At 74.9% G+C, this 22,281-nt stretch carries 10 protein-coding genes; 6 read left to right on the top strand and 4 right to left on the bottom strand.

Annotation, left to right across the window (positions count from 1 at the left end):
- Positions 1-26 precede the first annotated feature (26 nt).
- The 5 genes from LTT61_RS06170 to LTT61_RS06150 all read left to right on the top strand — a co-directional run bounded on the left by LTT61_RS06170 (position 27) and on the right by LTT61_RS06150 (position 19,212).
- Positions 27-1,625 (top strand): amidohydrolase, encoded by a 1,599-nt coding sequence (locus LTT61_RS06170; protein ID WP_233018966.1) that lies wholly within the window; start codon positions 27-29, stop codon positions 1,623-1,625.
- A gap of 238 nt (positions 1,626-1,863) precedes the next feature.
- Entirely contained in the window at positions 1,864-3,390 is a 1,527-nt protein-coding gene (gene lnt / locus LTT61_RS06165; protein ID WP_233018965.1) for an apolipoprotein N-acyltransferase, read from the top strand.
- Between the two features lie 371 nt (positions 3,391-3,761).
- A complete protein-coding gene (locus LTT61_RS06160) occupies positions 3,762-17,345 on the top strand; it encodes a non-ribosomal peptide synthetase (protein WP_233018964.1) in 13,584 nt (4,527 codons plus the stop codon).
- Positions 17,342-18,337: an ATP-binding cassette domain-containing protein gene (locus tag LTT61_RS06155; RefSeq protein WP_233018963.1), complete on the top strand. Its 996-nt coding sequence runs from the start codon at positions 17,342-17,344 to the stop codon at positions 18,335-18,337. Before LTT61_RS06160 ends, LTT61_RS06155 begins: the two co-directional genes overlap by 4 nt.
- Positions 18,338-18,429: 92 nt before the next feature.
- Positions 18,430-19,212, top strand: coding sequence for an ABC transporter permease (locus tag LTT61_RS06150; protein WP_233020888.1), 783 nt, complete (start codon positions 18,430-18,432; stop codon positions 19,210-19,212).
- Here LTT61_RS06150 and LTT61_RS06145 read toward each other — a convergent pair.
- Both LTT61_RS06145 and LTT61_RS06140 read right to left on the bottom strand, forming a co-directional pair.
- Positions 19,209-19,634, bottom strand: a complete 426-nt coding sequence (locus tag LTT61_RS06145; RefSeq protein WP_233018962.1) for a DMP19 family protein — start codon at positions 19,632-19,634, stop codon at positions 19,209-19,211. The genes LTT61_RS06150 and LTT61_RS06145 overlap by 4 nt on opposite strands.
- A gap of 70 nt (positions 19,635-19,704) precedes the next feature.
- Positions 19,705-20,040 carry an RNA polymerase-binding protein RbpA gene (locus LTT61_RS06140; protein WP_067659014.1) on the bottom strand — a complete coding sequence of 112 codons (336 nt, stop codon included), beginning with the start codon at positions 20,038-20,040 and terminating at the stop codon, positions 19,705-19,707.
- A 210-nt stretch (positions 20,041-20,250) separates the two neighbouring features.
- On the opposite strand from LTT61_RS06140, the gene LTT61_RS06135 reads away from it, so the two are divergent.
- Positions 20,251-20,571 (top strand): hypothetical protein, encoded by a 321-nt coding sequence (locus LTT61_RS06135; protein ID WP_233018961.1) that lies wholly within the window; start codon positions 20,251-20,253, stop codon positions 20,569-20,571.
- Here the strand turns inward: LTT61_RS06135 and LTT61_RS06130 are convergent.
- Together LTT61_RS06130 and LTT61_RS06125 are read right to left on the bottom strand one after the other, a co-directional pair.
- Positions 20,522-21,523: a hypothetical protein gene (locus LTT61_RS06130; protein ID WP_233018960.1), complete on the bottom strand. Its 1,002-nt coding sequence runs from the start codon at positions 21,521-21,523 to the stop codon at positions 20,522-20,524. The genes LTT61_RS06135 and LTT61_RS06130 overlap by 50 nt on opposite strands.
- A gap of 76 nt (positions 21,524-21,599) precedes the next feature.
- On the bottom strand, positions 21,600-22,238 hold the full coding sequence (locus tag LTT61_RS06125) for a M23 family metallopeptidase (RefSeq protein WP_420094741.1): 639 nt from the start codon (positions 22,236-22,238) through the stop codon (positions 21,600-21,602).
- Positions 22,239-22,281: the final 43 nt, after the last annotated feature.

Raw genomic sequence — 22,281 nt, 5'->3', positions numbered from 1 at the left:
CACCGGGTACGGCAGACTTGTGCTCCGTGGCTACGCAGTTGCTCATCGGCGGTCGGTTCTACAGCGCGAGTTCGCCCGATGCCACCGCGATGGCGGTCACCGACGGCACCGTGGTGTGGCTCGGCGCGGAGCGGCCGGGGCGGGCGCTGCACCCGGGCGCGGAGATCATCGACGTGGACGGCGCCTTCGTCGCCCCCGCCTTCGTCGACCCGCACGTGCACGTCACGGCGCTGGGGTTGAAGCTGATCGGGCTCGACCTGTCCGCGGCCCGCTCGCTGGCGCACTGCCTGGAGCTGCTCACCGCCTTCGCCGCCGCGCACCCGTCCGGGGTGCTGCTCGGCGACGGCTGGGACGACACCGGCTGGCCGGAGCAGCGCCCGCCGAGCACCGACGAGCTCGACGCCGCCGCCGGGCCGGGCAGGCTCGTCTACCTCTCCCGGGTGGATGTGCACTCCGCCGCCGTCTCCACCGCGCTGCTCGACGCCGTGCCCGGGGTGCGCGACGCCGCGGGCTTCACCAGGGGCGAGCCGCTCCGGGCCGCGGCGCACCACCTGGTCCGCACCGCCGCGCTGGAGCGCGCCGACCGCGCGCTGCGCGACCGGGCCCGCACCGCGGCGCTGGACTCCGCCGCCGCGCACGGGGTCGCCGAGGTGCACGAGTGCGGCGGGCCGGAGATCGCGGGCCGCACCGACCTGGCCGAGCTGCTCGCCTTCGCCCACGGCGTCTCGGTGCGCGCCTACTGGGGCGAGGCGGTGCACGACGAGGACGAGGCGCGGGCACTGGTCGCCGAGCTCGGGGTGCACGCGCTCGGCGGCGACCTCTTCGTGGACGGCTCGCTCGGGTCGCGCACCGCGCTGCTGCGCCAACCGTACGCCGACGCGGGCGGGCACGGGGTCGGGTACCTGGACGCCGCCGGGGTCACCGCGCACGTGCGGGCCTGCACGCTGGCCGGGGTGCAGGCCGGGTTCCACGTGATCGGCGATGCCGGGATGGACGCGGTGGTCGATGGCATCGGGGTGGTCGCCGCCGAGCTCGGGGCGCCCGCCGTCGCCGCCCGCGGGCACCGCGTCGAGCACGCCGAGATGATCTCGCCGGAGCAGATCACCGCGCTCGGGAGCTGGGGCGTGATCGCCAGTGTGCAGCCGGGCTTCGACGCCGCCTGGGGCGGGCCGGACGGCATGTACGCCACCCGGCTCGGCGCCGAGCGCGCCGCGGCGCTGAACCCCTTCGCCGCCATGGCCGCGGCCGGGGTCGCGCTCGCCATCGGCTCGGACGCGCCGGTCACCCCGCTCGACCCGTGGGCGGCGGTGCGGGCCGCCGTGCAGCACCGGACGCCGGGGCACGGGCTCTCGCCGCGCGCCGCCTTCGCCGCCGCCACCCGCGGGGCCTGGCGGGCGGGCGGGGTGCGCGACGGGGTCGCGGGCACGCTGGTCCCCGGCGCCCCCGCCTCCTACGCCGTCTGGGAAGCCGACGACCTCGTGGTGGCGGCCGCGGCCGATTCGGTGCAGCGCTGGTCCACCGACCCCCGCTCCCGGGTTCCCGGGTTGCCGTCGCTCGACCCCGCCGCGCGCCTTCCGCGCTGCCTGCGCACGGTGCACCGGGGTGTGACGATCTATGCAGCCTGAGGAGACGGCTGCCCCCCGGAGTGATTCGGTCGGGCCGGAAACGCCTGTGGCCGTCGGCCCGGCGCCGAGTGTGAAGCATGCCGACGGCCGGCCGGGTACACCGGGGCCGGGCGATGCCGTGCCGCCTCCTGGTGCCGAGCCGCCCGCCCGCGGTCCGGCGATCGCGTCCGCGCCGGGCGCCGGGGATTCCGCGGCCGGTCGCGGCCGCGGGCTCCGCTTCCCCGGCGGTGCATTCTCGTTGCGCGCCGCCGCGGCGCTGCTCGCCGGACTCCTCCTGTTCGGCTCCTTCCCGCCGCGACCCCTGTGGTTCCTCGCCCCGCTCGGCATCGCGCTGCTGACCCCGGTGCTCGAGCGGGCGCGGACCGCGCGCGGGGCGGCGGGGTACGGGCTGCTGGCCGGGTTCGGCTTCTTCCTCCCGCTGCTGCCGTGGACCGGCATCTACGTCGGCCCGGTGCCGTGGCTCGCGCTCTCGACCGCGTGCGCGGCCTTCCTCGCGCTGTTCGGCGCGCTGACGTACTGGACGGCGCCGCTCCCGGTGCGCCCGCTCTGGATCGCGCTGGCCTGGACGGCCTGCGAGTGGGCCCGCTCCAGTTTCCCGTTCGGCGGCTTCCCCTGGGGCAGGCTCGCCTTCGGCCAGGCCGACGGCTGGTACCTGCCGCTGGCCGCCATCGGCGGCGCCCCCCTCATCGGCTTCGCCGTAGCCCTCACCGGCACCTGCCTCGCCTACCTCGCCACAGCGCTCGCCCGCCGCACCCGGGCCGCTGCGGGACGACCCGCGCTCGCGGCAGCGGCTGCCGCGGTGATACTCCTCCCGCTCACCGGCCTCGCTCTGCGCGCGACCCTCCCCGCCCCGGAGGCGGGCGACCGCACGATCACCGTCGCCGCGGTGCAGGGCAGCGTCCCCCGCCTCGGCCTCGACTTCAACTCCCAGCGTCGCGCTGTCCTGGACAACCATGTGCGCCGCACCGAACAGCTCGCCGCCGACATCGCCGCGGGCCGCGCCCCGAAACCGGACGTGGTGATCTGGCCGGAGAACGCCTCCGACATCGACCCGCTGCGCAACCCCGACGCCGCCGCCGCGATCACCGCGGCCGCCCGCGCGGTCGGCGCCCCGATCCTGGTCGGCGCGGTGCTGATCAACGCCGACCGGAAGACCACCACCAACTCGGTGATCGTCTGGGATCCCGCCACCGGCCCGGCCGAGCGGCACGACAAGAAGATCATCCAGCCGTTCGGCGAGTACCTGCCGCTGCGCGGCTTCTTCCGCCTCTTCTCCGACTACGCCGACCGCGCCGGCTACTTCGTGCCCGGCGACGGCACCGGCACCGTGCACGCGGCAGGCATCCCGATCGGCGTCGCGACCTGCTACGAGGTCGCCTTCGACCGCGCCTTCCGCGATTCCATCGCCGCGGGCGCGCAGCTGCTGACCGTGCCCACCAACAACGCCACCTTCGGCGACAGCGAGATGACCTATCAGCAGCTGGCCATGTCCCGGGTGCGCGCGGTGGAGCACGGCCGCGCCCTCGTGGTGGCCGCGACCTCCGGCGTGAGCGCGATCGTCGCCGCCGACGGCACGGTGACCGAGCGGAGCGAGCTCTTCGTCCCCGCCGCGCTCACCGCCCGGCTCCCGCTGCGCACCGACCGCACCCTCGCCACCCGGCTCGGCCCGGCCCCGGAGTACCTGGCCGTCGCGCTGTGCGGGCTCGGCCTGGCCGCCGCCGCTGTGCTCCGCCGCCGGGGAAGCGCCGTTTCGAAGCCGGTGTGACGAGCCACACATAAGCGGCACCTTAGGTATAGCTTGGGGAGCCGCAGCGCTTTCCGGGGGGCTGGGACACTTCCAGCAAACCGGTTCACCCGCTGTTAGCGGTAGTACGGCCTTCTTGTGCCGCCGATTCTGAACCCCAAGTCTTTTTCCGGTGAAAAGCCGCACCTATTCGGCGTTTGCGGAAACATTGCTGATCACTCCGACGACAGTTCGGATGACTCGGTAGTGCGGCGCATTCATCCGGTCGGCAATCCGCCGGATGTGATGCACCGAATCAAAGGGCGGGCGAGGCGGCCTCGGGGACCGTCTCGATGCATCCGCTGAAGGTCTGCTCGGGGAGATGCGACATGTGCGGCAGAACGGAGTGATTGATGAGTTCATTGGCCACCGAGCGGGTCGACCAATGTGCATCCCCCTGTGATTCCCGGGACGGCGTCGAGCCGTTCCCCCTCTCGCCCGCGCAGAGCGCGCTCTACTACGCGCAGCGACTGCGCCCGGACGTGCCGCTGATCATCGCGCAGTACGTCGAGCTCCGCGGGGAGCTCGACCTCGGCAGGCTGCACTACGCCATCGAGCGGTGCGGCGCGGAGGCCGAGGTCGGCCGGGTGCGGCTGATCGAGGAGGACGGCGTCCCGTACCAGGTCGTCGACCCCGAGGTGGGGCCGGAGTGGCTCCGGCTCGACCTGCGCGGCGAGCCCGACCCGCGCGCCGCCGCCTTCCGCTGGATGACCGAGCACGCCGCCGCGCCGGTGGATATCGAGCGGGATCCGCTCTCCACCAACGCCGTGCTGCGGATCGGCGACGCCCACCACCTCTGGTACGTCCGCGCGCACCACATCCTGGTCGACGGCTACGGCGCGATGAACGTGCTGACCAGGGCGGCCGAGATCTACACCGCCGCGACCGACGGCACCGAGCCCACCGTCTCGCGCGCCGCGCCGCTGACCGAGATCTACGAGAACCAGTCCCGCTACCGCGATTCCGCGCGCTTCCGCGCCGACCGCGAGCACTGGCGCGCGCAGCTGGCCGGCACGGGCGAGCCGGTGAGCCTGGACGGCAGCCCGCTCACCGAGGTGCCGGACGCACCGGGCAGGCACCTGACCACCGCCGTGCTCGACGAGGCCGCCGCCGCCGCGCTGGCCGCGGCGGGCACCGCGCACGACGCCAAGACCGCGGTGCTCTTCGTCGCGGCCGCCGCCTGCTACGCGCACGCCGTCACCGGCAGGGCCGACGTGCTGCTGAGCCTCCCGGTCTCCGGCCGCACCACGATGGCGCTGCGCCGCTCGGCCGGCGTGGTGTCGAACGTGGTGCCGCTGCGTATCGAGTTCACGCCGCAGACGACGCTCGCCGACGTCGTCAGGGCATCCGAGCTGCAGGTCACCGCCGCGCTGCGGCACCAGCTGTACCGGCACGACGACATCCGCCGCGACGGCGGCTACTCGCGCGCCGCGCGCGGCTTCTTCGGGCCGATGGTCAACATCATGCTGTTCAAGAACGAGCTGCGCCTCGGCGAGATGCTCGGCTCGATGCACGTGCTGGCCACCGGGCCGGTCGAGGATCTGTCGATCAATGTCTACAACGGCATCGACGGCGAGATCCACCTGGACTTCGAGGCGAACCCCGCGCGCTACCCGGCCGCCGAGGTCACCGCCCAGCACACCCGCTTCCGCGACTTCGTCGGCCGCTTCCTCGCCGCGCCCCCGGAGACCGGCGCGGACGCGCTCTCCGCGCTCACCGCCGACGAGCGGCACCGGGTGCTGTACGGCTGGAACGACACCGCGATGCCGCTGCGGCCCGGCACGCTCGCCGAGCTCTTCGACGGCGCCGTGGCCGGCAGCCCGGCGGCGCCCGCGCTGGAGTTCGGCGACGAGCTGCTCAGCTACGCCGAGCTGGACCGCAGGGCGAACCGGCTGGCCCGGTTCCTGATCGCGCGCGGCGCGGGCCCGGAGCGCGTCGTCGCGCTGGCGATCCGGCGCAGCGTGGAGCTGGTCGTCGGTATGTACGCGGCGATGAAGGCGGGCGCGGCGTACCTGCCGCTCGACCCGGACCACCCGGCCGAGCGGCTGGCGGGCATCCTGGAGCAGGCCGAGCCGGTCGCGGTGCTCACCACCGAGCGCGACGAGGTGCCGCTGCCCGCCGGGGTCGCCCGCCTCGCGCTGGACACCATCGACCTCTCCGCCGAGTCCCCGGCGCCGGTCACCGACCGGGACCGCCGGTCGCCGCTGCGCCCGGAGAACCCGGCGTACCTGCTCTTCACCTCCGGCTCGACCGGCCGCCCCAAGGGCGTCACGGTGACGCACGCGGCCATCGTGAACCGGCTGCGCTGGATGCAGCACGAGTACCCGATGGACCACACCGACGCGGTGCTGCAGAAGACCCCCGCCACCTTCGACGTCTCGGTCTGGGAGTTCTTCTGGCCGCTGCAGGTGGGGGCGCGGCTGGTGATCGCCGCGCCGGACGGCCACCGCGACCCGGACTACCTGGCCAGGACGATCGCCGAGCGGTCGGTCACGACGGCGCACTTCGTCCCGTCCATGCTCTCGGTCTTCGTCACCGACACCGATGTGCGCGGCTGCGCCGGGCTGCGCCGGGTGTTCTGCAGCGGCGAGGCGCTGCCCGCCGCCACCGTGCGCGCCTTCTCCGCGGCGCTGCCGCGGGTGCGGCTGCACAACCTCTACGGCCCGACCGAGGCCGCGGTGGACGTCACCGCGTGGGACTGCCCGCCGAACCCGGCGAGCGTGCCGATCGGCTCGCCGGTCTGGAACACCCGCACCTACGTGCTGGACGCGCGGCTGCGGCCGGTGCCGCCCGGCGTCTCGGGGGAGCTGTACCTGGCGGGCGTGCAGCTGGCCCGCGGCTACCTCGGCCGCCCGCAGCTCACCGCCGACCGCTTCGTCGCCGACCCGTTCACCGCGGGGCAGCGGCTCTACCGCACCGGTGACCTGGCCCGCTGGCGCGCCGACGGCGCGCTGGAGTACCTGGGCCGCAGCGACTTCCAGGTGAAGATCCGCGGCCAGCGGATCGAGCTCGGCGAGATCGAGGCCGCGCTGCTGGCCGACGAGCGGGTGGCGCGCGCGGTCTGCGTGGCGCACTCGGGGCGGGTCGGCGCCGAGCTGGTCGGCTACGTGGTGGCCGCGCCCGGCGCGGCTCGTCCGCTGGATCGGGACGCCCTGCTGGCCGGGGTGCGCGCGCTGCTGCCCGCCTATATGGTGCCCGCGCAGCTGGTCGAGCTGGACGAGCTGCCGCTCAGCGCCAACGGCAAGATCGACCGCAAGGCACTGCCCGCGCCCGCCGCCCCGGAGCGCCCTGCGGGCGGCACCCGGCCGCGCACCGAGGTCGAGCGCGCGGTGGCGAAGATCATCGCCGAGCTGCTCGAGCTGGACGACATCGCGGTCACCGAGAGCTTCTTCGCGCTCGGCGGCAACTCGCTCGTCGCCGCCCGCGCCATCGCCAGGATCAACGCGCTGCTCGGCACCGTGCTCACCATCCGCGACCTGTTCGAGGCGGACACCGTCGCCGCGCTGGCCGAGCGCTGCGGCGAGCACGCCGACGAGCGGACCGCGCCGGTGCTCGCCGCGGGCCCGCGCCCGGAGTACGTGCCGCTCTCCCCGGCCCAGCAGCGGCTGTGGATCCTGAACCGGATCGACGAGCAGGCCGCCGCCTACAACATGCCGCTCGCGCTGCGGATCGACGGCCCGCTCGACGTCACCGCGCTGCGCGCCGGGCTGCGCGACGTGCTGGAGCGGCACGAGAGCCTGCGCACCACCTTCCCGGAGACCCCGGCGGGCCCGGCCCAGCGGGTGCACCCCGCCGCCGACATCCCGCTGACCCTGGACCCGGTGCCCGCTCCGGCCGCGCAGGTGCCCACGCTGGTCGCGGAGTTCACCGGCTACGGCTTCGACCTGCGCGAGCAGGCCCCGATCCGGGTCGCGCTGTGGCGCACCGGGCCGGAGGAGCACATCTTCGTCGCGGTGCTGCACCACATCTGCGGCGACGGCTGGTCGCTGGCGCCGCTGACCCGCGATCTCACCGTCGCGGTCGCCGCGCGGGCCGCGGGCCTGGCGCCCGCCTGGACCCCGCTGCCGGTGCAGTACGCCGACTTCGCGCTCTGGCAGCGCGCCCTGCTCGGCGACGAATCCGACTCCGGCAGCGCGCTGAGCAGGCAGCTCACGCACTGGCGCGGCGCGCTGGACGGGCTGCCGGACCAGCTCGACCTCCCGCTCGACCGCCCGCGCCCCCGGCGCCGCGGCACCGAGGGCGGCCGGGTGCCGTTCACCGTCCCCGCCGAGACCCGCGCCGCCGCGGCGGCGCTCGCGGCCGAGCGCGGCGTCAGCATGTTCATGGTGCTGCACGCGGCGCTCGCCACCCTGCTCGCCCGGATCTGCGCCACCCGCGACGTCGCCGTCGGCACCCCGATCGCGGGCCGCTCCGACCCGCAGCTGGACGAGCTGGTCGGCATGTTCGTCAACACCCTGGTCCTGCGCACGACGGTCGATCCGGCTGCTGGTTTCCACCGGGTGCTCGACCACGCCCGCGACACCGACCTCAACGCCTTCGCCAATGCCGACGTCCCGTTCGAGCGGCTGGTCGAGCTGGTCAACCCGGAGCGCAGCACCGCGCGGCACCCGCTGTTCCAGGTGATGCTGGCCTACGACAACGGCCCCGAGCTCACCGTCCAGCTGCCCGGCGTGCGCACCGAGCGCATCGAGCTCGACGCCGACGTGGCCAAGTTCGACCTCAGGCTCGAGGTGCACGACGGCGACGAGAAGGCCCCGCTCACCGGCGAATTCGGCTACGCCGCCGACGTTTTCGAGCACGCGACGGTCGCGGCGGTGGCCCGCCGCTTCGTCGCCGTCCTGACCGCGGCGGTGGCCGACCCGGCGCGCCCGGTCGGCGACATCGACCTGCTCGATCTCCGGGAGACCGGCCGCTTCCTGCCGCTGGCCGGCGGCCCGGCCGAGCCGACGGTCACCCTCGCCGGGTTGTTCGGCGCGGTCGCCGAGCGCGCCCCGGAATCGATCGCGCTGCGCTACCGCGGCACCGGCCTGAGCTACGGCGAGCTGGAGGCGAGGGCCAACCGGCTGGCCCGGGTGCTGGCCGGACACGGCGCCGGCCCGGAGATGGTGGTCGCGGTCGCGATCCCGCGCAGCCCGGAGGCGATCGTCGCGATCTGGGCGGTGGCCAAGACCGGCGCCGCCTACGTCCCGGTCGACCCGCGCTACCCGAGCGACCGGATCGAGCACATGCTCACCGACTCCGCGGCCGCGCTGGGGCTGACCGTCGCGCGCAGCGTCGACGGGCTGCCGCGCCGCATGCTCGCGGTGCAGGGCAGGCACCACCGGGCCGAGATGGAGTGGCTGGTCCTCGACTCCGCGGAGCTGGAGCGCGCCTGCGCCGCCGCCGCGCCGCTCCCGCTCACCGACGCCGAGCGGGAGCGCCCGCTGCGCGGCGCGCACCCCGCCTACCTCATCTACACCTCCGGCTCCACCGGCAAGCCGAAGGCCGTCGTGGTGACGCACGCCGGGATCGCCTCGCTCGCCGCCGAGCAGCGCTACCTCTTCGGCGTCACCGACCGCTCCCGCACGCTGCACTTCTCCTCGCCCAGCTTCGACGCCTCGGTGCTGGAGCTGCTGCTCGGCTTCGCCGCGGGCGCCACCATCGTGGTCGCCCCCGACGACGTCTACGGCGGCGCCGAGCTGGCCCGGCTGCTGCGCGACGAGCGGGTCACGCACGCCTTCGTCACCCCGGCCGCGCTGGCCACCGTGCCCGCCGCCGAGCCCTTCGCCGAGCTCGGCACCGTGATCGTCGGCGGCGAGGCGGTCTCCGCCGACCTGGTGCGCACCTGGGGCGCGCGCTACCGCATGCACAACATGTACGGCCCGTCCGAGGCCACCGTCGCCGCCACCGCCTCGGCGCCGATGGTGCCCGGCGCGCCGGTGCCGCTCGGGTCTCCGGTGCGCGGCATGCGGCTCTTCGTGCTGGACGGCAGGCTGCGCCCGGTGCCGCCGGGCACCCCGGGCGAGCTCTACCTCACCGGCCCCGGCGTCGCCCGCGGCTACCTGGGCAAGCTCGGCCTCACCGCGGCCCGCTTCCCGGCCAACCCCTACGGCCGCCGCGGCGAGCGGATGTACCGCACCGGCGACCTGGTGGTCGCCGACCGCACCGGCGCGCTGCGCTTCCTCGGCCGCGCCGACGACCAGATCAAGATCCGCGGCTTCCGGGTCGAGCTCAGCGAGATCGACCACGCGCTGCGCGCCCAGCCCGGCGTCACCGGCGCGGTCACCGTGGTGCACACCGACTCCGCCGGGCACACCAGGCTCGCCGCCTACGTCACCGGCGCCGCGCACCTCACCCCCGCCGACGTGCTCTCCGGCGTGCGCGGCAGGCTGCCCGGCTACATGGTGCCCGCCTCGCTGCTGGTCCTGGACCGGATGCCGGTCACCGGCGCGGGCAAACTCGACCGGCGCGCGCTGCCGAACCCGGTCTTCGACGCCGCCGCCGGCTCCCGTGCCCCGCGCACCGAGACCGAGCGCCGGGTCGCCGCGCTCTTCGGTGAGGTGCTCGGGCAGCCGGTCACCGGCGCCGAGGACGGCTTCTTCGAGATCGGCGGCACCTCGCTGCTCGCCACCAGGCTGGTCGCCGCGCTGCACGACGAGTTCGGGGTCGAGCTGCCGGTGCGGGCGATCTTCGAGGCGCCGACCGTCGCCGACATCGCCGCCGCGCTCGCGGTCTCGCCGCGCAGCGAGCGGGTCCGGGTGAGCGGGGGCCCGCGCCCGGAGCGGATCCCGCTCGCCCTGCCGCAGCAGCGGCTCTGGTTCCTGAACCGGCTCGACCCGGCGAACAGCGCCTACAACATCGCGGTGGCGCTGCACATCACCGGCGAGCTCGACGTCGCCGCGCTGCGCTCCGCGCTCGGTGACCTGGTGGAGCGGCACGAAGTGCTGCGCACCGTCTTCCCGGAGGACGAGCACGGCCCGGTGCAGCGCATCCTGCCGACGGTCGCGGCCACCCCGGCACTGCCGGTGCCTGCGAACACCGTCGACGCCGAGCACGCCACCCAGGCGCTGACCGCGCTCGCGCAGCGCGGATTCGACCTCGCCACCGAGCCGCCGCTGCGGGTCGCGCTGGCCCGCACCGCGCCGGACGAGCACGTGCTCGCCGTCGTGCTGCACCACATCGCCGCCGACGGCGCCTCGCTCGCCCCGCTCACCCGCGATCTCGGCGCCGCCTACCTGGCCCGCGCGGCCGGGACCGCGCCCGACTGGTCGCCGCTTCCGGTGCAGTACGCCGACTTCGGGCTGTGGCAGCGCGCGCGCTTCGGCGCCACCGACGACCCGGCGAGCCCGGCCGCCGCCCAGCTCGCGCACTGGCGCGCCGCGCTGGCCGACCTGCCGGACGAGCTCCCGCTGCCCTACGACCGGCCGCGCCCGGCCGAGCCGACCCAGCGCGCGGGCACGGTGCGGATTCCGCTGCACGCCGGGCTGCGCGCCGCGCTGGAGCGGCTGGCGCGGGACCGCGGCGTCAGCCCGTTCATGGTGCTGCGCTCGGCGCTGGCGGTGCTGCTGCGCGGGCTCACCGGCGGCCGCGACGTCGTGATCGGCACCCCGGTCGCCGGCCGCTCCGCGCCGGAGCTGCACGACCTGGTCGGCATGTTCGTCAACACCGTGGTGCTGCGCTCCGACGTCGACCCGGACGCCACCTTCGGCGCGCTGCTCGCCGCCGACCTCGAGTCCGAGCTGGCCGCGATGGAGCACGCCGACCTGCCCTTCGATCTCCTGGTCGCCGAGCTCGGCGCCGAGGTGCGCGGCACCGGGCGGCACCCGCTCTTCCAGGTCGCGCTGACCGTGCAGGACGAGCCGCACCCCGACCTCGCGCTGCCCGGCCTCACCGTCACCGCGCGGGCGCTCGACATCGCCCGCGCCAAGTTCGACCTGGAGCTGCGGGCCCCGGCCGGGCTCGGCGACGAGCTCGAACTCGTCTACGCCACCGAGCTCTTCGACGCCGGCACGGTCGAGACGGTCGGGCACCGGCTGCTCACCGTGCTCGCCGCGGTCGCCGCCGACCCGGAGCGCCCCGTCCACCGGATCGACCTGCGCACCGACTGGGAGCGGGCCGCGCTGAGCCCCGCGCGCGGCGCCCCGGCCGCCGCCCCGGTCACCCTGGCCGAGTACTTCGAGCGCACCGCGTTCGAGCACCCGCACCGGATCGCCGTGCGGTCCGCCGGCACCGTTCTCGACTACTTCGAGCTCGCCGAGCGGGTGAACCGGCTGGCCCGCATGCTGCGCGCCCGCGGCATCGGCGCCGGCGACCGGGTCGCGCTCGGGCTCACCCGCTCGATCGACTCGGTGGCGGCCGCGCTCGCCGTCGTCACCGCGGGCGCGGCCTACGTGCCGCTCGACCCCGCCTACCCGGCGGACCGGCTGCGGCACATGCTCGCCGACTCCGGCTGCCGGGCCGGGCTCACCCGCTCCGCGCACGCGGCCGCACTGGCCGCCGCGGACGACGGCGGCACCGGCTGGCTGCTGCTCGACGACCCCGACCTCGTCGCCGAGCTCGCCGCGCTCTCCGCCCGCCCGCTCGCCGCCGCCGAGCGCGCCCGCCCGGCCCGCCCCGACGACCTCGCCTACATCATCTACACGTCGGGCTCCACCGGCACCCCCAAGGGCGTCGCCGTCACGCACACCGGCCTCGCCGGGCTGGCCGAGGAGTTCGGCGCGCGCGCCGAGGTCACCCCGGACTCGCGCACGCTGCACTTCTCCACCCCCAGCTTCGACGCCGCCATGCTAGACCTGCTGCTCACCATCAACGCCGGCGCGGCCATGGTGCTCTGCCCGACCGACGTCTTCGGCGGCGACGAGCTCGGCGCGCTGCTCGCGGCGGAGCGGGTCACCCACCTGTTCCTCACCCCGGCCGCGCTGGCCACCGTCGACCACGAGCGCTGGCCGCTGCCGGAGCTGCGCTCGCTCATGGTCGGCGGCGAGGCGGTCGGTGCCGAGCTGGTCGCCCGCTGGGCTCCGGGCAGGCGCATGTTCGACGTGTACGGCCCGACGGAGACCACCGTGGTGGCGACCATCTCGCGGCCGCTCACCGTCGGCGGCCCGATCGATATCGGCACCCCGGTCCGCGGCGCCCGCGCGCTGGTCCTCGACGACCGGCTGCGTCCGGTGCCGGTCGGCGTCCCCGGCGAGCTGTACCTGGGCGGTTACGGCGTCGCCCGCGGCTACCTGGACCGGTACGGCCTGACCGCGGCGCGCTTCGTCGCCGACCCGACCGAGCCGGGCGCGCGGCTCTACCGCACCGGCGACGTGGTGCGCTGGACCGCCGACGGCGCACTGCGCTACCTGGGCCGCAGCGACCACCAGGTCAAGATGCGCGGCTTCCGGATCGAGCTCGGCGAGATCACCGGCGCGCTCAGCGCGCACCCCTCGGTGCGGTTCGCGCACACCGAGGTGCGCCGGATCGCCGGCGCCGACCGGATCGCCGCCTTCGTGCACCCGGCCGACCCGGTCGCGGGCGTCGACGTGGAGTCGCTGCGCGCCCACGTCGCCCGCGTCCTGCCGACGCACATGGTCCCCTCCGCGCTCACCGTGCTCGACGAGATCCCGCTGACCCCGGTCGGCAAGCTCGACATCGCGCGGCTGCCCGAGCCGCAGCCCCTGCCGGGCACCGGCAGCGGCCGTGCCGCCGAGACCTCGTCCGAGCGGCTGGTCGCCGCCACCATGGCCGAGCTGCTCGGGGTGCGGACGGTGCAGGCCGACGACGGCTTCTTCGACATCGGCGGCAACTCGCTGCTCGCCACCAGGCTGGTCGCCCGGCTGGCCGAGCAGACCGGGGTGCGGCTCGAGGTGCGCGCGGTCTTCGCCGAGCCGACGGTCGCCGCGCTCGCCGCCCGCATCGACCGCGCCGAGCCCGCCACCCGGGTGTCCCGCCCGGTCGCGGTGCGGCGCCCGGCGCACATCCCGCTCTCCGCCGCCCAGCGCAGGCTCTGGTTCCTGGACCGGTTCGAGGAGAGCGGCTCGCGCGGCGCCTACAACGTCCCGCTGGTGCTCCGGCTGCGCGGCACCCTCGACCTGGAGGCGCTCGCCTCCGCGCTGGTCACGGTGCAGGAGCGGCACGAGACGCTGCGCACGGTCTTCCCCGAGCACGAGGGCGAGCCGGTGCAGCGCATCCTCGACGCCGCGACGACCACGGTCCCGGTCGCCTTCGACTCGGTGCGGCCGTCCGAGGTCGTCGAGGCGATCTCCCGCTTCACCGCACCGGGTTTCGACCTCGCCACCGAGGTCCCGGTGCGGGCCGCGCTGCTGCACGTCGCCTCCGGCGGGCCGATCGAGGACTACGCGCTCGCCGTCGTCGTGCACCACATCGCGGTGGACGGCTGGTCGCTCGGCCCGCTCGCCGCCGACATCGCGATCGCCTACCGGGCGGCCCGGCTCGACATCGCGCCGGAGTGGGAGCCGCTGCCGCTGCAGTACGCCGACTACACGCTGTGGCAGCGCGACGCGCTCGGCGCCGAGGACGACCCGGCCGCGCCCGCGCACCGCCAGCTCGCGTACTGGCGGGAGACCCTGGCCGAGCTGCCCGAGCTGCTCGCGCTGCCCACCGACCGGCCGCGCCCGCCGGTGCCGAGCCACCGCGGCGGCACCGCCGAGGTCACCGTCGACGCCTTCACCCACCGCGAGCTGAAGCGGATCGCCGACCGCGGCAACGTCAGCATGTTCATGCTGCTGCACGCCGCGCTCGCGGTGCTGCTGCACCGGATGTCGGGCACCGGCGACGTCGCCGTCGGCACCCCGCACGCCGGTCGCGGCGACCGCGAGCTGGACGGGCTGATCGGCATGTTCGTCAACACCCTCGTGCTGCGCACCGCGGTCTCCCCCGCGCTGCGCTTCGACGAGCTGCTCGCCCGGGTCAGGGAGACCGACCTGGACGCCTTCGACCACGCCGAGCTGCCCTTCGAGCGGCTGGTGGAGGTGCTCAACCCGGCCCGCTCGCGCTCGCACCACCCGCTGTTCCAGGTCATGCTCTCGGTGCGCACCGAGCCGATCGGCCCGCTGGAGCTGCCCGGGCTGCAGATCGAGCCGGTCGACCTGGACGCCGGCATCGCCAAGTTCGACCTGCAGTTCACCCTCACCGAGCACGGCGGCGCCGACCCCGACGGCATCACCGTCGGCGTCAACTACGCCGCCGACCTGTTCGACCACAACAGCGCGCTCGGCCTCGGCGAGCGGCTGGTCCGGCTGCTCACCGCGGTGGCCGCCAACCCGGCGAGCGCCGTCGGCGACCTGGACCTGCTGCACCCGGCGGAGTGGTCCGGGCTGGCCCCGGTGCAGGGCGCCGAGCCCGACCGCCCGCTCACCTTCCCCGAGGTCTTCGCCACCGCGGTCGCCGCCGAGCCGGACGCGATCGCGCTGCGCGCGGACGGCACCGACGTCACCTACGAGGCGCTCGACCGCTGGAGCAGCAGGCTGGCCCGGCTGCTCATCCGCCGCGGGGTCGGCCCGGAGACGCTGGTCGCGCTCGGCATCGCGCGCTCGGTGGAGTCGGTGGCGACGGTGCTCGCCGTGGTCAAGACCGGCGCCGCCTTCGTCCCGGTGGACCCGCGCTACCCGGCCGCCCGGATCGCGCACATGCTCGCCGACTCCGGCGTCGCGCTCGGCCTGACCCTGGCCGCGCACCGCGACACCCTGCCGAACACCGTCGACTGGCTGGTGCTCGACGACCCGGAGACCAGGGCCGGGGTGCTGGCCTCGGAGGACAGCCCGCTGGCCGAGGCCGAGCGGCCGGCGCCGCTGCGGCTGGAGAACCCGGCCTACGTCATCTACACCTCGGGCTCCACCGGCACCCCGAAGGGCGTCGTGGTCACGCACGGCGGGCTCTCCAACTTCGCCGCCGAGCTGGCCGAGCGCTTCGACGTCCGGCCCGGCTCCCGGGTGCTGCACTTCGCCACCCCGAGCTTCGACGCCGCCATGCTCGACCTGCTCTTCGCGCTCGGCGGCGGCGCCACCCTCGTCATCGCGCCGCCGGAGGTGGTCGGCGGCGACGGGCTGCGCGAGGTGTTCGTCGGCGAGCGCATCACGCACGCCTTCATCACCACCGCGGCGCTCGGCACCGTCGACCCCGCCGGGGTGGTCGACCTGGCGCACATCCTGGTCGGCGGCGAGGCGCTGCCGCCGGACCTGGTGAACCGCTGGGCGCCGGGGCGCAACCTCTACAACGTCTACGGCCCGACCGAGACCACCATCGTCACCGTGATCTCGCCGCCGATGGCACCCGGCGCGCCGATCACCATCGGCGGCCCGATCCGCGGCGTCGCGGCCACCGTCCTCGACGCGCGGCTGCACCCGGCCCCGATCGGCGTCACCGGGGAGCTGCAGCTGGCAGGCGCCGCGCTGGCCCGCGGCTACCTGAACCGCCCCGGCCTCACCGCGCAGCGCTTCGTCGCCAACCCGTACGGCAAGCCCGGCGAGCGCATGTACCGCACCGGCGACCTGGTGCGCTGGCGCGACACCGGCGCCCCCGAGCTGCCCGGCCGCCGCTCCGCCAGGGAGATCGAGTACGTCGGCCGCTCCGACCACCAGGTCAAGATCCGCGGCTTCCGGATCGAGCTCGGCGAGATCGACGCCGCGCTGGCGAGCCACGACGAGGTCGAGTACTCGCTCACCATCGGGCACCGCACCGAGGCGGGCGCCACCGCGCTGGTCTCCTACGTCAAGCCGCGCGCGGGCACCGCGCCGACCGCGGCCCAGCTCACCGCGCACGTGGCGGCCAGGGTGCCGAACTACATGGTGCCGCAGGCGATCATGCTGCTCGACGAGCTGCCGCTGACCCCGGTCGGCAAGCTGGACCGGGCCCGGCTGCCGGAGCCGGTCTTCGCGGGCGCGCACGGCTACCGGGCGCCGCTCGGCCCGCTGGAGACGGCGATCGCCGCCGCCTTCGCCGAGGTGCTCGGGATTCAGCGGGTCGGCGCCGACGACGGCTTCTTCGAGCTCGGCGGCAACTCGCTGCTCGCCACCCGGGTGGTCGGGCTGCTCCGCGCGGCCGGGATCGAGGTGGCGGTGCAGCAGATGTTCGGCGCGGCCACCCCGGCAGCGATCGCGGCGAGCCTCTCCGGCGGCGCGAGCATCGACCCGCTGGCCCCGGTGCTGCCGATCCGGACCACCGGCGAGGCCGCCCCGCTGTTCTGCGTGCACCCCGCGATCGGGCTCTCCTGGTGCTACTCCGGGCTGCTCGCGCACCTGGACACCGACCGGCCGGTGTACGGGCTGCAGGCGCCGCACGTCACCGGCGACGAGCCGTTCGGCAGCATCTCCGAGGCCGCGAACCGCTACATCGAGCACATCCGCTCGGTGCAGCCGCACGGCCCCTACCACCTGCTCGGCTGGTCGCTCGGCGGGCTCATCGCGCACGCCGTCGCGACCAGGCTGCAACAGCAGGGCGAGGAGGTCGCGCTGCTCGCGCTGCTGGACAGCTACCGGCTCTCCGACGACCTGCTCGAGCTCGCCATGCCGAGCGTGGCGGAGATCGTCGCCGAGTTCGGCGGCATCGCCGCCGCCGACCTGGACCCGGAGCTCGACCTGGCCGGGGCCGCCGCGCTGCTGCGCGAGGAGAACGGGCCGTTCGCGGCGCTCACCGCCGAGCACCTGGAACGGCTGTACGAGGGGTACCGCGCGGGAACCGTGCTGGCGCACGGTTTCCGGCCGCGGGTCTTCGACGGTGACCTGCTCTTCTTCACCGCCGCCGAGGACGAGATCAACCGCGCCGACCCGAACCGGTCCGCGGCGGCCTGGCGGCCGCACGCGACCGGTGCCATCCACGATCACGCGCTGCCGTGCAGGCACGCGGACATGACCACACCCGAAGCGCTCGCCGTGATCGGCCCGGTACTGCGGTCCCGGCTCGGCGGCGGCGGGGGGACAGGAGAATCGATGAGTGCCCGAGCAGAGGTGCGCAGGTGAGCCTCGCCGTCGAAGTCAGCGACCTGAGCATGAGCTACGGCAAGATCCGCGTGCTCGACGGGATCGATCTGGAGATCCCGGCGGGCACCGTGATGGGGCTGCTCGGCCCCAACGGTGCGGGCAAGACCACCACCGTCCGGATCGTCACCACCCTGCTCCGCCCCTCCGCGGGCACCGTGCGGGTGGCCGGGGTGGACGTGCTCGGCGACCCCGCCGGGGCACGCAGGCTGATCGGGCTCTCCGGCCAGTACGCCGCGGTCGACGCCAACCTCACCGGCTTCGAGAACCTGCGCATGGTGGCCAGGCTCTACGGCATGTCCGGTAGGCGCGCGACCGCGCGCGCCGAGGAGCTGCTCGGCGCCTTCGGCCTGGAGCACGCCGCCGCGCGCCGGGCGGGCACCTACTCCGGCGGCATGGCCCGCCGCCTCGACCTGGCGGGGGCGCTGGTCGCGCGGCCGCCGGTGGTGGTGCTCGACGAGCCGACCACCGGTCTCGACCCGCGCGGCAGGCTCGACATGTGGCAGGTGATCGGCGACCTGGTCGACGACGGCACCACGGTGCTGCTCACCACCCAGTACCTGGAGGAGGCCGACCAGCTGGCCGACCGGATCACCGTGATCGACCGCGGCCGGGTGATCGCGCGCGGCTCCGCCGACGAGCTCAAGACCGCCATCGGCGGCGACCGGCTCACCGTCACGCTGGCCGCGGGCCAGGCCACCGCGCTGGCCAAGTCGGTGCTCGCGCAGATCGGGCTCGGCGAGCCGAACCACGAATCCGGCACCGACCAGGTGTCGATCGTGGTGGGGGAGGGCTCGCGCACCATGGTCGAGGCGCTGCGCAGGCTCGACGACGCCGGCGTCTGCGTGGTCGACGCCGAGGTCAACCGCCCCAGCCTGGACGACGTCTTCCTCTCCCTGACCGGCACCGCGCCCGCCGCGGACGCCGCCCCCGCGCCCGAAACCGACGATGTTCCCGAGGAGATCCTGTCGTGACCAGCAGTGCCCAGGTCCTGGAGAAGCGGGGCAGGCACGCCCGCCCGGAGCAGGCCTCCGCGCAGGCCGCCGAGCCCGAACCCCGCGGCCGGATCTTCCGGGACAGCGCGATCGTCGCCTACCGCAACCTGCTCACCATCCTGCGGGTGCCGACGCTGCTGGTGACCGCGACCATCCAGCCGCTCATGTTCGTCTTCGTCTTCGCCTACATCTTCGGCGCCTCGCTCGGCGGCGACCAGTACCGCGAGTTCCTGCTGGCGGGCATCTTCACCCAGACCGTCGCCTTCAACGCCGCCTTCACCACCGTCGGGCTCGCGGGCGACCTGCAGAAGGGCATCATCGACCGGATGCGGGCGCTGCCCATGTCCCGGCTCGCGGTGCTCATGGGCCGCACCCTCTCCGACCTCGTCGTGAACGTGCTGAGCCTGTTCGTCATGGTGGTCTGCGGGCTGATCGTCGGCTGGCGGATCAACGGCTCGATCGGCGACGCGCTGCTCGCCTTCGGCGTGATCCTGCTCTTCGCCTTCGCCATGTCGTGGGTGGGCGCGCTCACCGGGCTGCTCTCGCCGACCGTCGAGGTGGCGCAGAGCGCCGGGCTGATCTGGCTCTTCCCGCTGACCTTCATCTCCTCGGCGTTCATCTCCGGCGAGACGCTGCCCGGCCCGCTGAAGAACATCGCCGAGTGGAACCCGATCACCGCCGTCTCCACGGCGGGGCGGCAGCTCTTCGGCAACAGCTCGCCGCCGACCTTCATCCCGGCCACCGGCTGGGTCGCCGACAACGCGGTGCTGTACTCCATCGGCTGCTCGCTCGCCATCCTCGCGGTCGCCATGCCGCTGGCGCTGCTGCGCTACCGCAAGGTCGCGAGCCGCTAGAGCGCGTCGGCGACCTCGAGGAACGGCGCGATCTCGGCATCGAAGCCGACCTCGCCGCGCAGGTAGTCGACGCTGATCCCGGTCAGCTCGACCGCGAGCTGCGTCGGCGCGGTGAAGTCGTCGAACAGCCGGTGGTAGTCGTCCATCAGCTCGCTGCAGCGGGTGACGGCGCGCAGGTAGAAGGAGAGCGCGACCGGCGCGTCTACCGCGCGCAGCATGTCGTCCACCTGCTCCAGCCGGTCGCTGCCCACGTTGTGGATCAGCTGCGCGAAGCCGCCGTTCTTCACCTGGTAGTCGAAATGCGCCGCCAGTACGGTGAGGTAGGCCAGGTCACGTCGCGGCTCGTCGAGTTCGTCGGCATTCTCCAGCAGCTCCGCCGCCCGCAGCCCCAGTTGCTGGAGCCGCTCGTTGTACACGCTCACGATCGCCGAGCCTAGGACACGACGAAGGCCCCCACCCGTCACGGGTGGGGGCCTTCGTCGGGTGTGCCGGTCAGCCCCGGCGGCGCGTCTTCAGCAGCTCCAGCCGCTCCTTGAGCAGCTCCTCGAGCTCGTCCTTGGAGCGCCGCTCCAGCAGCATGTCCCAGTGCGTGCGCGGCGGCTTGACCTTCTTGGCCTCCTGCGCGGTGCCCTCGAGGAGCACCCCCTCCTGGCCGTTGCGGCACAGCCAGGTGGGCGGGATCTCGGCGTCGTCGGCGAACGGGACGTCGAATTCCTCGTTGTTGTCGGTCCGGTAGCGGGCAATCCGGCGCGGCGCCAGGTCGTGGTCGCGATCGGTCTCGTAACTCACCGCTCCGAGCCTGCTGCCCCGGAGTACGCGATCTGCCATGTGTGCCTCTCCCTGTCGAGTCCCAGTCGTGTCGAACGTGGCCGGTGCCGCACGGTACAACGCTCGGTGACGAGCCGGTGTTCCCGGGGCAACCGGCTAACCCCTCCATGATAGTGCCTCGCCCGGTGTGCCCGGCCCGGCCGGTGCCCGTGGTCCGCGCCGCGGCCGGGAGTTCTCGCCGGGGCCGCCGTACGGCTAGTGTTCTGCCCCATGCGCCGCTTGCTGTCCTGCCTGTGGTGCGGGCGGGAGATCGTCGAGTCGGAGGCCGGACGCAGGCGCCGGTACTGCCGTCAGTCCTGCCGTCAGCGCGCCTACGAACACCGGAACAGCCTCAAGGGCACCGGCATCCCGTCCGACTCCGTCGTGCTCAGCGCCCAGGAGGCGGCGGCCCTCGCGGACCGCTGGTTCGCCGCCCGCTGCGCCGCCGAGGACGTCGCGATCGCGGTCGACGAGGGCGCCGGCTCGGTCGAATTGGCCGCGCTCAGTGCGAAACTCGTGTCGCTGGCGCGCGACGCCGAGCGGCTGCGCTGAGCACGAGCGCCACCCCGAGCGCCGTACCGGCGAGCAGCGCCGCGCCCGCGAGCAGCACCGGGGCGTCGGGCGCGGCGGGCGGCACCCCGCGCAGCGCCTGCCCCAGCGTCAGCGCGAGCAGCCCGGTCCAGGCGGCCGCGAGCACCCCGACCAGCCGGGCGCGGGTGCGCTCGGCGCGCAGCGCGGGGTAGCGGCGCGCGGCGAACCCGAGCGCGACGGCCGCGAGCAGCAGCACTTGGACGCCGTGCAACCCGACGAAGTGCGGCACCCGCAGGTCGCCGCCGGTCGTGCTCCAGTGCGTCACCGGCAGCCCGGCCGGGTCGTCGCGCACGCCGCGGTCGCCGACGGTGTGGCTCCCGGCCAGCTCGACGGCCCCGCCGTCCGCGGCCGCCGCCGTCCGCGCACCGGTGAACCCCATGAGGTAGCCGAGCGCCATCCCGGCCACGGCCAGCGCCAGCCCCGCCCTGATCGCCAGCGTGACCGGCCGATCGGCCACCCGCTGCCACAGCACGACCACCGCGATCACCAGGTTCGCCGCGAACAGCCCGGGCACGCCGGAGGCGAAGATCAGCTGCCCGACGGTGTTCACCGCGTCGGATTCGGTGTTGAAGTGGCTGAACGTCCCGCGCGCGGCCTGCACGACGACGAATCCGACGTCGACCACGGTGGTCACCGCGAAGATCGTGCCCATCCACCCGGTCACCCGGGAGCCGCGGTGCGGCAGGCTCAGCAGCCAGGCCAGGGTGGCGGTGTAGAGGACGAAGGCCGCGGCGAACTTCGCCGGCTTGGCCCAGGCGGGTTCGCCGGCGATCAGCCGGTCGTCGAGGCTCAGCCCGGCCAGCGACCAGAGCAGCAGCGCGGCCATCAGCCCGCAGGCGACGAGCAGCGGCCGGTGTAGGCGCCGCGGCCCGGATCCGACCGGGAGCGTGGATCTTTCGTCGAGCTGCGTCATGCGTCGACGGTAGGAACGCGGGGCGCTCGGCGACCTCCCGCCCGCGGGTGATCCGGGTGTCGTACCCCGGTAGGGGTCAGCCCGCGGGGCGGTGCGCGTCCACGCCGCGCGCGGCCAGCCAGGGCAGCGGATCCAGCTTGGCGCCGTCCCCGGCGTGCACCTCGTAGTGCAGGTGCGGGCCGGTGGAGAAGCCGCGGTTGCCGACGGTGGCGATGACGTCGCCCGCCCGCACCTGCTGCCCGACGGCGGCCAGGATGTCCTGCACGTGGCCGTAGACGCCGACGGTTCCGTCGTCCTGCTGCACCCGGACCCACAGCCCGAAGCCCGCGGCCGGCCCCGCCTCGAGCACGGTGCCGTCGGTGACCGCCGCGATCGGCGCGCCGATCGGATCGCCGAAGTCGAGCCCGGCGTGCAGCGCGCCCCAGCGCGTACCGAAGAGCGAGGTGAGGCTGCCCGCCACCGGGCGGACGGTGCGCGGCCGCGCCGCCTCGACGGCGAAGCGGTGCTGCTCCTCGACAACGGCGGCGGGCACGGTCTGCGGTCGCTGCGCCTCCCACGGGGTCACCGCGGCGGCGAGTGCGGGGCGGGCGGCGGTGGCGGGGGCCGGATCGTGTCCGGCCACCGCGAGCGCGGCGAGCGCGGCGCTCACGGCAGTGGTGGCGACGGCCGCCCGGGTCACGGTGCGGCGCGCTGGTAACGAGGAGGTTACGGGCATGGCGTCGAACGTACGACAGCCCAAACCCGGAGCCGCAATTCTG

This window comes from Nocardia asteroides (genome assembly GCF_021183625.1).
Classification (GTDB): domain Bacteria; phylum Actinomycetota; class Actinomycetes; order Mycobacteriales; family Mycobacteriaceae; genus Nocardia; species Nocardia asteroides_A.
Note: the sequence above shows the minus strand (reverse complement) of the source record. Positions and strands in the feature narration are given on the sequence as shown.

What these genes read in the sequence shown, in the direction of transcription:
- LTT61_RS06140 (WP_067659014.1), bottom strand. Translation starts at nt 20,040, where the DNA reads ATGGCAGATCGCGTACTCCGGGGCAGCAGGCTCGGAGCGGTGAGTTAC.
- LTT61_RS06130 (WP_233018960.1), bottom strand. Translation starts at nt 21,523, where the DNA reads ATGACGCAGCTCGACGAAAGATCCACGCTCCCGGTCGGATCCGGGCCG.
- LTT61_RS06125 (WP_420094741.1), bottom strand. Translation starts at nt 22,238, where the DNA reads ATGCCCGTAACCTCCTCGTTACCAGCGCGCCGCACCGTGACCCGGGCG.
- LTT61_RS06135 (WP_233018961.1), top strand. Translation starts at nt 20,251, where the DNA reads ATGCGCCGCTTGCTGTCCTGCCTGTGGTGCGGGCGGGAGATCGTCGAG.
- LTT61_RS06160 (WP_233018964.1), top strand. Translation starts at nt 3,762, where the DNA reads ATGAGTTCATTGGCCACCGAGCGGGTCGACCAATGTGCATCCCCCTGT.